We start from the raw sequence: 10852 nt of genomic DNA, 5'->3' as shown, positions 1-10852 counted from the left end.
CATGCCGCCAGAGACACCCGTAAAAACCGCCCTGATCTTGTCGAACCTTCGGGCCGAGGGCGGTCCTGCGCTGGCCGCGGATCTAGCGGCGGTATGGAATGCGCAAGGGCGGGCTGCGCCGGTGGCGCTCCTGCTCAACGACGATGACATGACCATGCGCGATCGCTTCGACGCCCTTAGCGTGCCGATCGTCAATGCCGCTGTCGGGCCGGTCACGCCGAAACGCTATCCCGCGATCGCTTGGCGCATGCGGCACGTCTTCCGGACCGAAAGCATTGGGGCCATCGTTTCCATTCCCAACGGGGTGCATGGAGCACTGTTTGCCGGGGCCGCGCTAGAGGGGATCCGTCAGCGGGTGGTGCATTTGGGCAATTATCCCTGGCACTGGCAGCCGGATTTCTGGAAATACCGCTTGCTTATGCGCGCCTCTGCGCCGCTGACGCCGGACCTTGTCTGCGTGACGGAACATGTGGCGCAAGGAGCGCGGGAACACTTCGGTTCCGTGGCGAAAAACGTGCATGTGGTGTGCAACGGGATTGATCTGTCGGCTTTTGCCTTTCGCGGCGATCCGCGCCCGACCAAAGCGCCAAAGGTGGTGATCGTTGCGCGTATCGACAGCGGCAAGGATCACGCCAACCTGATCGACGCCATCGGCCTGCTGCGCGCGCTGGGCATAGCTGCGACGCTGGACATCGTCGGAGAGGGCAGTCTGCGCGAGTCGCTGGAGGCCCAGGTGGCCAAGGCTGGTCTGGCTGAGGCGGTGCGCTTTCTCGGGCGGCGGCGCGACATCCCGGACCTGCTACGGGCGGCGGATGTCTTTGCCTTTTCGGTTCGCCCGGAGGAAGGCTTGGGCATCGCCCTGATCGAAGCCATGGCCGTCGGTGTGCCGATTGTCGCGACGGATGTGGGCGCCTGCCGCGAAGTGCTAGATGGCGGGGGCTGCGGTGCGCTGGTCCCGGAAAACGACCCGCAGGCCCTGGCCGATGCGATTGCCCGAGCCGCCACGGCGCCCGATGCCGCGCAGGTCCGGGCCGCGCGGGAGCGCGCCGAGAAAGTGTATTCACAGGCTGCCATGGCGGACGGCTATGCAAGGATTCTGGGGATATGAACTGCGGCGCCGCGAAGGAGATCACCACGGTCCTGCATGTGATCGCTACACTGGACCGGGCCGGTACAGAAATTGTCTGTCTTGGGGCTGCACAGGGCTTGGCGGCTCAGGGTGCGACGAACCGGGTCGTGGCGCTGTACCGAAAAAGTGGTAGCATCGTTCCCGCGTTTGAGCCGGTTACAGGCGCGCCGGAGGTCCTACCTGAGGATCGGCGCGGACGCCTTTGCGCCTTTGGCGAATTGCTGGATCGGGTGCGGCCAGACGCAATAGTCTTTCATTTCTTCACTGTGGACCACGTGCTCATGTCGGCTGTGGCACGGCGCAAGGGTATCCGTCGTATCGGGGTGGTGCAGGGTAACCCGGCATCCACCGACCGGAAAACACGGGCAAAGTTGCGTCTTATCCTTTGGGCGAGTCGCCGCCTGCGGCTGCGGTTGATCAGTGTCTCGCGTTACATTGAAGACACCATGGCGGAACTGGGCAGCCTGCCCGCAGGCTCAACCGTGATCCACAATGGTTGCGACATCGGGGCCATCGCGAGCCGGGCCAAAGCGGCGCGATCCGGTGCCGATCCGACGGAGGCGGTGGTCTTGATGGTCGCCCGGCTCGATCCGATAAAGGATCACGCGACGCTGATACGGGCCCTTGCGCTGATGCCCGTGTCCGTCAGCGGGCGCCGCGTTGTGTTGGAGCTTGTCGGCGAAGGCAGTCTGAGAGCTGACCTTGTGGCATTGGCAGCGGCGGAAAACGTGGCCGACAGGGTCCGTTTTCTTGGCGCACGCAGCGATATCCCGGAACTTCTGGGGGGCGCCGCTGTCTTTTGCCTGTCGACGACCCGGGACGAAGGATTCGGCGTTGTTCTAATCGAAGCATTGGCTGCAGGTTGCCCCGTGGTTGCAACTCATGTACCGGCTTGCGCAGAAGTGTTGGACGATGGAAAATTGGGTCGATTGTGTCCTGAGCAGGATCCCGAGGCACTAGCCAGCCACTTAATTGCAGCAATGAACTCGGACGCCGAGCCTCCCCCAACGCTGCCAGAAATTGCCAAGCGATACGATATTAAGTTAATGGCGAACGGTTATCTGGAAGTTCTGTTTGATCGAGATCATACAATATCGGTCGGCGCGGGGCTCAGTTCCTAAACTTCTACTGAGCACGCGATTCCGAAATCGTCTTCGAAACAACTACAACTTTAAAGTCAGCTTGGCACTTTGATTAGGTGCCTTTCTGCTAACACGTTGAACAAAAAGCGCTTTCATTCCAATAAGTTGTCCCATACATTGACTTCTGCATTCTCAATGTATCGTTGAACGACCTCCACACTTTTCCAACCACCGGCCCGCATGATTGCGCTTGTACTTTGTCCTGCCGCGAGAAGGTCTTGGGCCGCGCCAACACGCATCGAGTGTCCACTGAAAGCTGCTGCAATTGATGCGTCAAGACCAGCGGCGCGGGCTGATTGTTTGATGATGTCCTTGACTGTGGTGTCACTTAGACAACGGTCAATGGCGACGTTTTGATAGATTGGACAGAACAAAGGTCCAATCTCGTGCGGCCGCCAGGCGAGCCACGCATCGACCAGTTTGGCTGACCTCAATGACGTGAACGCAACCCGGCCTTTTCCGAATTGGTCGGTCTTGCTTCGCCTGACAAGCACACTCATTGTACCGTCGCTCTGCCAGATGAGATCATCTGCCCACAATGCAATGAGCTCGGATCTCCGGGCGAGGATGTCGTAGCCAAGAGAGAGCATCGCCCTGTTACGCAGACCCCATGGGGTATCTGGCTGGACCGAAAGGAATATCTCGAGGTAGTCCCGCGTCATCCCCTTCGCTTGCCGAGGGCGACTGGTCTTGCTGCGGCGGACGCGCCGCATTGCTAGGTTCACGTCTTCATCTCGCGTTGGATCATCCAGGCCCAGCAATCGGTGTGCTTTTCGGATTCCGTACAGGCGCCTCTGGACAGTCGATGGCGTGAGCGATTTGCCCTGTTCTTCAATGAACGCAGACACCGTAGCCGGGTGAGCAGGGAATGACACAAGATCCGAAGCCGTACACCAAGTCTCGAACGCCTCGACATCCGCGTAGTAGCTGCGCATTGTCGACAGGGCGTAGGCGCCCTCGAGACGTCTAAATGCGGACCTCCAATCTGTGTTCAACGGCGTCGTCATGGTGAAATTTATGATACCAATTAGATCATAATGCAAGAAGAAACCGCCACGTCGGCGCAACTACGTGCTGCGCGATCAGCGATCGGCTGGAGTGTCGTCGAACTGTCCTTGGAGTCTGGCGTGAGCACCGCCACAATAAAGCGCTATGAAGCGGGAGAAGGCGTGCCAAAAACCCGAAAGGGGAACTTGAAAGCGCTCATGAAAGCTTTCCAATCGGTAGGCATCGAGTTCATCGGAACGCCCGAAAGCGCTCCGGGGATTCGAATCCATTCAAGGCCAGTTGATCAACGCACAGAATGATGCCGTCCGAAGTTTTGTCTACCGCAACCCGGCGTTCGATCTGGATGGCCCTCACGCTCGGACTTACTGCAGTGATAGCTTACCTGACCCTAGTCCCGCGCCCGCCTGCGCCGGTGCATTTCCCCCACGCCGACAAAGTGTTCCATACGCTGTCATTCGCGGCGCTCATGTTCCCTACGCCGCTCCTCAGGCCAAGACGCTGGCATCAGGTTGCGGTACTCGCATTGCTTTTCGGTGCAGCCATTGAGCTCATTCAACCGACCTTTGGACGCGAAGCGGAATGGGCGGATTTCGCGTTCGATGCACTTGGCGCGTTATTGGGCACATTGGCGGGTTTTGGTGTAGCGCGCGTTTTTCAGACGTAGCGAGTGATTGACAAGGATCCGACGGACTTCGGTGCTGGACGCATGACGGACCTGACTACATATCGTCAGTAATCTCATGAGTTGCTCTGATTAGGTCGCGTATGTGCTTGCGCATTGCTTTTGCTTCCGCCGAATAATAACCGTGCTTAAGGGCGTTCTTGTTCCCCTTGGGTGCCCCAGAACCCACAGCACCGCCATGCATGCGGCACCGAGCCTTGCCCGCAACGGCCGGTGCACGACATGGTTTGCCGGAACGCGTCTTGGCGCCGCATCTTGGACTTGCGTCAAGCCGAGTGGTGTCGTTCTTCTGGCTCCTCGTCATGCCTTCACCGCGGCTGCTTTTTTCGTGTTGTGTTCTTCAAGCCTTCAGGCGTTTTGTTTGCTGGCACCGGCTTCGCATTTTCGATCTTTTTTCCCTCTCGGCGTTGACCACGTTCCACATGGCCGACGATCGCCTGGCCGCCTTCGTTGACCGTAACGTGCTCAACCGTAACCTTTTGCTGACCTTTCCCTCGGTGTTTGTCGAGCGCAGCAGCTTGTTTGAGATAAAGCGACATGAGCTTCTCGGCTTGTTTCAAGGCCGCATCGCGCCCAATCGACGTCTGGTTTTCAAGGGCTGCGCGGCGCAAGCATTCCAGGGCGGCAGCATGAGTTGCGACCATTTGTTGAGCAAGGAGGCCTTCAAGTCCGTCTTGAGGGTCCAGGCTTTCGATCTGCTCCAAGGCACGGAGCATGCGCTCGTTCCTTTCGGTTTCGGATAGAGAAGCGGGCAACTACAATAGCTCCGAAATCTCTTCCACTTTTCGAAGAACGACACTGATCTCCTTCGTTTCGAAAAGCTTGCGTGCAAAGTCGCCAGGTATGGGTTTGTGGACCGGAACGATAGGTATGCCATCAGGGTCTTTTTTGAGTGTCATCGCGAGACGTCCATCATTGAGTTTGGGTGAACGTTAGCAGAACATTCTCAGGAATTCAGCTCAATAATGCCGACGTATTTTCGGGTGCATGGGGTTGTTCCTCGGATTCCGGACTTGGCCACCCTCCCCCCCACAAGTTGGATATTGCGGCATGTGCGTCGGGCAATCCCCGATAAAACTGAATATCGTGGGTTCGCCGAAGACCCGTCACTGCACCTTGTAGGTCAAAAATGAGCCGCTATGCTGCGCCGCAACAGAATGCATCTCAGGGTAAGATTTTCTATGACGAAACGGGCTTTGATCACCGGTGTTACAGGCCAGGACGGCTCCTATCTTGCGGAGCTCCTTCTCGAAAAGGGCTATGAAGTTCACGGCATCAAGAGGCGCGCGTCGTCCTTCAACACGTCGCGCGTGGATCACATTTACCAAGATCCGCACGCCAATGACCGGGTGTTCAAGCTCCATTACGGCGACCTGACGGACACCTCGAACCTGACCCGGATTATTTCAGAGGTCGAGCCCGATGAGGTCTACAATCTTGGTGCTCAAAGCCACGTCGCTGTCAGCTTCGAAAGCCCCGAATACACGGCCGACGTTGACGCGACCGGAACGCTCAGATTGCTCGAGGCGATTAGGTTTTTAGGGTTCGAGAAGAAGACGCGGTTCTATCAAGCGTCAACTTCGGAGCTCTATGGTCTGGTGCAGGAAATTCCGCAGCGCGAAACGACGCCGTTTCACCCGCGCTCGCCATACGCGGTTGCCAAGCTCTACGCCTATTGGATCACAGTCAACTACCGTGAGGCCTATGGCATGTATGCCTGCAACGGAATCCTCTTCAACCATGAGAGCCCGCGCCGAGGCGAAACGTTCGTAACACGTAAAATCACGCGTGGTCTGGCCAACATTGCTCAGGGTCTTGAACCTTGCCTATACATGGGTAACGTGGCGTCCCTTCGGGATTGGGGTCACGCCAAAGACTATGTTCGGATGCAATGGATGATGCTCCAGCAGGACCGACCAGATGATTTCGTGATTGCAACCGGTCAGCAATTCTCCGTGCGAAAGTTCATAGAATGGGCGGCGGCGGATCTTGGGATCACACTTCGGTTCGAAGGCGAAGGTGTCCAAGAGGTCGGCATTGTTTCGGACGTAGAAGGTGAAAATGCGCCAGCAATCAAAACGGGTGACGTGATTGTCCGGATTGACCCAAGGTACTTTCGTCCGGCAGAAGTGGACACGCTACTAGGTGACCCTACCAAAGCGGAAAGAGAACTTGGCTGGGTCCCCGAAATCACGGCCCGAGACATGTGTGCAGAAATGGTGGCCGAAGACTTGAAAGCCGCCAAAAGGCACGCGCTTTTGAAATTGCACGGCCTTGAGATGCCAGTGTCAGTCGAGAATTGAAGGAGTAGCCATGTCAACCTTTGTTGCTGGGCATCGAGGCATGGTGGGGAGCGCTATTTTGCGCAAGCTTGAAGCCTTGGGGGAGACGATCATCACCCGCAGTCACGGGGAGTTGGACCTCACAGATCAAGCCGCCGTCCGCAGTTTCATGCAAGCTGAGAAACCGGATCGCGTTATCCTCGCCGCTGCAAAGGTGGGAGGGATCTACGCGAATAACGCGTATCCGGCGGAGTTCATTTACGAAAATCTAATCATGCAGGCGAACGTCATCCATCAGGCATTTGAGGCAGGCGTCGGCAAGCTTCTGTTTCTGGGATCATCTTGCATTTACCCGAAGTTTGCGGAACAGCCTATCCGGGAAGACGCACTCCTCACCGATACCCTAGAGGCGACAAACGAACCCTACGCTGTCGCAAAGATCGCAGGGCTGAAACTGTGCGAAAGCTATAACCGCCAGCATGGAACGGATTATCGCTCCGTAATGCCGACAAACCTCTATGGCCCAGGCGACAATTTCCATCCAGAGAAGTCACATGTTCTTCCTGCGCTGATCCGGCGGTTTCACGAGGCGGCACATGCAGGGGCGTCCGACGTTGTTGTATGGGGAACCGGGACGCCGAGGCGCGAATTCCTTCACGTCGACGACATGGCAGAGGCGTCTCTCTTCGTCATGGGCCTGGACAAAGAAACCTATGAGCAAGAAACCCAGCCCATGCTAAGCCAAATTAATGTTGGCCTCGGACAGGACGTGACAATCCGTGAACTTGCGGACGTGGTGGCACGAGTGACAGGGTTTCAAGGGACAATTTCTTTCGACACATCGAAACCCGACGGAACACCACAAAAACTACTCGACGTGAGCCGCTTGTCGCGTTTGGGGTGGACTGCAAATATCGGGTTGGAAGATGGGATTCGAAGCACTTACGACTGGTTTCTTCAGCAAAGTGATGCGGAACTGCGGCAGGTGTAACGCCGATTTATTAAATCGAATTCAATAGCATGTTTATAATATGAAACCCACCTCGATCACGCCGGTTTTGCTTTGCGGAGGCTCGGGAACGCGCCTTTGGCCCCTGTCGCGCAAGAGCTACCCCAAGCAATTCGTGCCGCTGGTGGGCGAGACGACTTTGTTTCAGGCCTCGGCGCAGCGCCTTTCGGGTGGGACCGGAAAGCTGGCCTTCGACAAGCCCATCGTGGTGACCAATTCCGATTTCCGGTTCATCGTGACCGAACAGCTTGCAGGCGTCGCCATCGACCCGGGCGCGATCCTGATCGAGCCGGAGGGGCGCAACACGGCGCCCGCCGTCCTCGCCGCCGCGCTTCAGATCGCGCGGACCGATCCCGAAGGTGTCATGCTGGTCGCGCCATCGGACCACGTCGTGCCGGATGTCGCCGCATTCCACGCCTCGGTCGAAGCCGGCTTGTTGGCGATCAGTCGAGGCGAGCTTGTTACGTTCGGCATCACGCCGACCCGCCCGGAAACCGGCTACGGCTACCTTGAACTGTCGGAAAAGCCCGACGGATCGGGGTCGCCCGTCAAGCTTTCCAAGTTCATAGAAAAGCCCGATGAGAAGCGGGCGGAAGAGCTTGTCGCGGCCGGAACCTACCTGTGGAACGCGGGCATCTTTCTTTTGCGCGTGTCCGACATCATTTCCGCGTTCGAGGCCCATGCCGCAGGCCTCGTCGCCCCGGTGAGCCGTGCCCTGGACGAATCCGAAGTCGATCTGGGGTTCATCCGGCTTGCGCCCGGCCCGTGGGCGGAGGCCGAGGATATCTCCATCGACTATGCCGTGATGGAGCGCGCAAGCAATCTGTCGGTCGTGCCGTTCGCCGCCGCGTGGTCCGATCTCGGCGGATGGGATGCGGTCTGGCGCGAAGAGGGGCCGGATGCGACGGGTGTCGTCACGTCGGGGCCGGCCACGGCGATCGACTGCACCAATTCGCTTTTGCGGTCGGAAAGCGAACGGTTGCAGGTGGTGGGCATCGGGCTCGACAATATCATGGCGGTCGCGACACCCGACGCGGTTCTCGTCGCCGACATGAGCCGGGCGCAGGACGTCAAACTCGCCGTCGAGGCGCTCAAGGCAAAGGGCGCGGCGCAGGCGACCGAGTTTCCCAAGGATCACCGCCCGTGGGGCTGGTTCGAGAGCATCGTGGTCGGCCAGCGGTTTCAGGTGAAGCGCATACTCGTCCATCCGGGCGCGTCGCTGTCGCTTCAAAGCCACTTCCACCGATCCGAACACTGGATCGTGGTCGAAGGAACGGCGAAGGTCACGGTGGACGACGAAGTGAAGCTCGTGACCGAGAACGAAAGCGTCTACATCCCGCTTGGCGCGGTGCACCGGATGGAGAATCCGGGCCGCGTGCCGATGGTTCTGATCGAGGTTCAGACCGGCGCCTATGTCGGCGAGGACGACATCGTGCGGTATGAGGATATCTACGCCCGGACCTAGCCGAACTTTGAGGTGTGGTCCCGCGTTGTGACGGGAACACGCGGGAGGGACAGGATGCAGGTGCCGCAGACGATCAGACGACTGACGGAACGGGTCGAAACGCTGACGATCGTGGTCATCCTGATCGTCGCAGGGGCGCTCTGGGCCTTCGTCGGATTGGTCGACGAGATGATCGAGGGCGATCTTCATGCCTTCGACGAGGCCATTCTGATGGCGCTTCGCGTTCCCGGCGACCCATCGGATGCCATCGGCGGACCGCAGGTGGAAACCGCGATGCGGGATCTGACGGCGCTGGGCGGGATCACGGTGCTGACGCTTCTGACGCTTTCGGTTCTGGCCTACCTGCTCTTGCGGGGAAAACGGGCCTCGGCGCTGTTTCTGGCGGTCGCTATCGTTGGGGGGCAGCTTCTGTCGCACGGGTTCAAGACGCTGTTTTCGCGCCCCCGGCCGGACCTCGTGCCGCATGGCGTGGATGTCGCGACCGCGTCGTTCCCGTCCGGCCATTCGATGATGGCGGCGGTCACCTATCTGACGCTTGCGGTCATGCTCGCTCGTCTGGACGGTCACACGAAGGTCCGGGTCTTTTTCGTCAGCCTTGCCGCGATCCTCGCCCTCGCCGTGGGTGTGAGCCGGGTTTACCTTGGCGTTCACTGGCCGTCCGACGTGCTCGCCGGATGGACGCTTGGCGCGGCGTGGGCGCTCCTCGTCTGGCTGATCGCGCGGTGGCTGGAACGCCGCGGTCGGATCGACCGCGAAACGAGTGGCTGAGGGTCAGCCACGCCGCGATCCGACCTCGTCCAGCACGCGCGCGATCAGAAGCGCGGCCCCACCGAGGATGAGCGAGCGACCCAGCGAGTCGGTGATGTTGCTCGGCGCGAACGCTTCCACCCCGTCCCGGCCCCTGATGGCGGCACGGCGCAACCGGCTGGCCGCGTTTTCGTCCCCGTTCCTGCGGGGCTTCGGCACGTTCCCGATCCGGGGTTTCGCGGCGATGAGCGCGACGCCGAGCGCGAGCATCCCTCCGGCATATAGCACGGGCGCGATCCGGTCATTCGACACGGCCTCAAGGGCCTTGTCCGGCGTTTCGAAATGTTTGGGTAGCTGAACAGTCATACTGATCTCCTTTCGCAAGGAAACCCACGAAGCCCGGCTTCCGTTCCGCGAAGAGTGCGGTGACGGCCTTGCCCAGCGTGTTAGGTGCCGATGAACGCCGCGCGCCGTTCCAGTAGGGCCGCGCAGAGGTAATCGACGAAAACACGGACGCGACGGACTCGTCGAAGGTCGGAATGAAGCAAGACCCAGATCGACCGCGACTCGTCCAGCGTCGTGCCGGGAACGCGCTGGAGTTCGGGGAAAACGTCGGCGGCCCAACCCGGAAGGATCGCCATCCCCGCACCGGCGCGCGCGAGGTGCATGTGCATCTCGGGGTCGGGGATCGAGTGTCGTATCCGCGCTTCGGGATAGGGCGATGTGCGCACCCGCTCCAGAAGCTGCGTCACCGGACCATAGCCGATCCATTGAAGCCCCTGTCCCTTCGGCCCAGCTTTCGGCAGCATCCGGTCGAGGTAGTCGCGCGCCGCGAAGATCCCGATGGAGGCGGGGAACAGCTTGCGCCCCATGACATCTTCATCGACCTCCGCCATCGTGCGCACGGAGATGTCGGTTTCCAGTTTCTCGATGGAATCGACCGAGAACGAGAGCTGGAGCTCGATGTCGATCTCGGGGTAGAGCGCCGAGAAATCGGCGAGGACCGGCGCGAGAAGGAAATGCGCGTTCACCGGGTCGGCAGACAGGCGTATCAGACCCGACGCTTCGCGGTCCAACCCCTGCACGGCATTGAACCCCTGCAAGAGGGCTTCTTCGGCACTCAACGCTTGGGGCAGCAGGGTCCGTCCGGCGGCTGTCAGTTGGAACCCCTCGGTCCCGCGTCTGAACAGCTGCACGCCGAGCTGGGCTTCGAGTGCTTCGACCTGCCGTCGAACCGTTGCATGGGTTCCGCCCAGTTGATCGGCGGCGGCACGCAACGACCCGTGTCGGGCGACCGCGAGAAAGGCGGGCAGGGATTTCCAGTCAAACATAGGTGGAACGTTTTCGATCCATTGTGGAGTGTTTCGGACAATATTCGGATAATTTGT

13 protein-coding genes are annotated in these 10852 nt (G+C 59.6%); 8 read left to right on the top strand and 5 right to left on the bottom strand.

Annotated elements, in window-relative coordinates:
• Window position 1 precedes the first annotated feature (1 nt).
• The gene (locus tag HOY44_RS08980) at window positions 2-1108 is read left to right on the top strand and encodes a glycosyltransferase (protein WP_287434376.1); all 1107 of its coding nucleotides are present in this window, start codon (window positions 2-4) and stop codon (window positions 1106-1108) included.
• On the top strand, window positions 1105-2250 hold the full coding sequence (locus HOY44_RS08975) for a glycosyltransferase (RefSeq protein WP_287434374.1): 1146 nt from the start codon (window positions 1105-1107) through the stop codon (window positions 2248-2250). The genes HOY44_RS08980 and HOY44_RS08975 overlap by 4 nt, the downstream gene beginning before the upstream one ends.
• Window positions 2251-2363: 113 nt before the next feature.
• Here HOY44_RS08975 and HOY44_RS08970 read toward each other — a convergent pair whose 3' ends face one another.
• Window positions 2364-2933, bottom strand: a complete 570-nt coding sequence (locus tag HOY44_RS08970; protein ID WP_287434372.1) for a tyrosine-type recombinase/integrase — start codon at window positions 2931-2933, stop codon at window positions 2364-2366.
• Between the two features lie 375 nt (window positions 2934-3308).
• Between HOY44_RS08970 and HOY44_RS08965 the strand changes: the two genes are divergently transcribed.
• Both HOY44_RS08965 and HOY44_RS08960 read left to right on the top strand, forming a co-directional pair.
• Window positions 3309-3578: a helix-turn-helix domain-containing protein gene (locus HOY44_RS08965; protein WP_287434370.1), complete on the top strand. Its 270-nt coding sequence runs from the start codon at window positions 3309-3311 to the stop codon at window positions 3576-3578.
• Between the two features lie 44 nt (window positions 3579-3622).
• Window positions 3623-3943 carry a VanZ family protein gene (locus HOY44_RS08960; RefSeq protein WP_287434368.1) on the top strand — a complete coding sequence of 107 codons (321 nt, stop codon included), beginning with the start codon at window positions 3623-3625 and terminating at the stop codon, window positions 3941-3943.
• 55 nt (window positions 3944-3998) lie between these two features.
• On the opposite strand, the gene HOY44_RS08955 is transcribed toward HOY44_RS08960, so the two are convergent.
• Complete coding sequence (locus tag HOY44_RS08955) at window positions 3999-4265, bottom strand: HGGxSTG domain-containing protein (protein ID WP_287434366.1); 267 nt, start codon at window positions 4263-4265, stop codon at window positions 3999-4001.
• Between the two features lie 4 nt (window positions 4266-4269).
• The gene (locus tag HOY44_RS08950; RefSeq protein WP_287434364.1) at window positions 4270-4677 is read right to left on the bottom strand and encodes a hypothetical protein; all 408 of its coding nucleotides are present in this window, start codon (window positions 4675-4677) and stop codon (window positions 4270-4272) included.
• 465 nt (window positions 4678-5142) lie between these two features.
• Here HOY44_RS08950 and gmd point away from each other — a divergent pair, with 465 nt between their 5' ends.
• Genes gmd through HOY44_RS08930 form a run of 4 tightly spaced genes read left to right on the top strand, consistent with a single transcriptional unit; the run spans window position 5143 to window position 9485 of the window.
• Window positions 5143-6264: a GDP-mannose 4,6-dehydratase gene (gmd, locus tag HOY44_RS08945; RefSeq protein WP_287434741.1), complete on the top strand. Its 1122-nt coding sequence runs from the start codon at window positions 5143-5145 to the stop codon at window positions 6262-6264.
• Between the two features lie 10 nt (window positions 6265-6274).
• Window positions 6275-7234 carry a GDP-L-fucose synthase gene (gene fcl, locus HOY44_RS08940; protein ID WP_287434363.1) on the top strand — a complete coding sequence of 320 codons (960 nt, stop codon included), beginning with the start codon at window positions 6275-6277 and terminating at the stop codon, window positions 7232-7234.
• Between the two features lie 40 nt (window positions 7235-7274).
• On the top strand, window positions 7275-8717 hold the full coding sequence (locus HOY44_RS08935) for a mannose-1-phosphate guanylyltransferase/mannose-6-phosphate isomerase (protein WP_287434361.1): 1443 nt from the start codon (window positions 7275-7277) through the stop codon (window positions 8715-8717).
• A 54-nt stretch (window positions 8718-8771) separates the two neighbouring features.
• Complete coding sequence (locus tag HOY44_RS08930; RefSeq protein ID WP_287434360.1) at window positions 8772-9485, top strand: phosphatase PAP2 family protein; 714 nt, start codon at window positions 8772-8774, stop codon at window positions 9483-9485.
• A 3-nt stretch (window positions 9486-9488) separates the two neighbouring features.
• Here the strand turns inward: HOY44_RS08930 and HOY44_RS08925 are convergent, their stop codons facing one another.
• Together HOY44_RS08925 and HOY44_RS08920 are read right to left on the bottom strand one after the other, a co-directional pair.
• The gene (locus HOY44_RS08925; protein ID WP_287434358.1) at window positions 9489-9830 is read right to left on the bottom strand and encodes a hypothetical protein; all 342 of its coding nucleotides are present in this window, start codon (window positions 9828-9830) and stop codon (window positions 9489-9491) included.
• A gap of 80 nt (window positions 9831-9910) precedes the next feature.
• Window positions 9911-10795: a LysR family transcriptional regulator gene (locus HOY44_RS08920; protein ID WP_287434357.1), complete on the bottom strand. Its 885-nt coding sequence runs from the start codon at window positions 10793-10795 to the stop codon at window positions 9911-9913.
• Between the last annotated feature and the right edge of the window lie 57 nt (window positions 10796-10852).

Origin of the sequence: Maritimibacter sp., from assembly GCF_016774595.1 — a bacterium.
Lineage (GTDB): Bacteria > Pseudomonadota > Alphaproteobacteria > Rhodobacterales > Rhodobacteraceae > Maritimibacter > Maritimibacter alkaliphilus.
Note: the sequence above shows the minus strand (reverse complement) of the source record. Positions and strands in the feature narration are given on the sequence as shown.

Excerpts from the sequence above, each read along its gene's own strand:
- HOY44_RS08980 (WP_287434376.1), top strand. The coding sequence starts at position 2 with ATGCCGCCAGAGACACCCGTAAAAACCGCCCTGATCTTGTCGAACCTT.
- HOY44_RS08975 (WP_287434374.1), top strand. The coding sequence starts at position 1,105 with ATGAACTGCGGCGCCGCGAAGGAGATCACCACGGTCCTGCATGTGATC.
- HOY44_RS08970 (WP_287434372.1), bottom strand. The coding sequence starts at position 2,933 with ATGACGCGGGACTACCTCGAGATATTCCTTTCGGTCCAGCCAGATACC.
- HOY44_RS08965 (WP_287434370.1), top strand. The coding sequence starts at position 3,309 with ATGCAAGAAGAAACCGCCACGTCGGCGCAACTACGTGCTGCGCGATCA.
- HOY44_RS08960 (WP_287434368.1), top strand. The coding sequence starts at position 3,623 with ATGGCCCTCACGCTCGGACTTACTGCAGTGATAGCTTACCTGACCCTA.
- HOY44_RS08955 (WP_287434366.1), bottom strand. The coding sequence starts at position 4,265 with ATGACGAGGAGCCAGAAGAACGACACCACTCGGCTTGACGCAAGTCCA.
- HOY44_RS08950 (WP_287434364.1), bottom strand. The coding sequence starts at position 4,677 with ATGCTCCGTGCCTTGGAGCAGATCGAAAGCCTGGACCCTCAAGACGGA.
- gmd (WP_287434741.1), top strand. The coding sequence starts at position 5,143 with ATGACGAAACGGGCTTTGATCACCGGTGTTACAGGCCAGGACGGCTCC.
- fcl (WP_287434363.1), top strand. The coding sequence starts at position 6,275 with ATGTCAACCTTTGTTGCTGGGCATCGAGGCATGGTGGGGAGCGCTATT.
- HOY44_RS08935 (WP_287434361.1), top strand. The coding sequence starts at position 7,275 with ATGAAACCCACCTCGATCACGCCGGTTTTGCTTTGCGGAGGCTCGGGA.
- HOY44_RS08930 (WP_287434360.1), top strand. The coding sequence starts at position 8,772 with ATGCAGGTGCCGCAGACGATCAGACGACTGACGGAACGGGTCGAAACG.
- HOY44_RS08925 (WP_287434358.1), bottom strand. The coding sequence starts at position 9,830 with ATGACTGTTCAGCTACCCAAACATTTCGAAACGCCGGACAAGGCCCTT.
- HOY44_RS08920 (WP_287434357.1), bottom strand. The coding sequence starts at position 10,795 with ATGTTTGACTGGAAATCCCTGCCCGCCTTTCTCGCGGTCGCCCGACAC.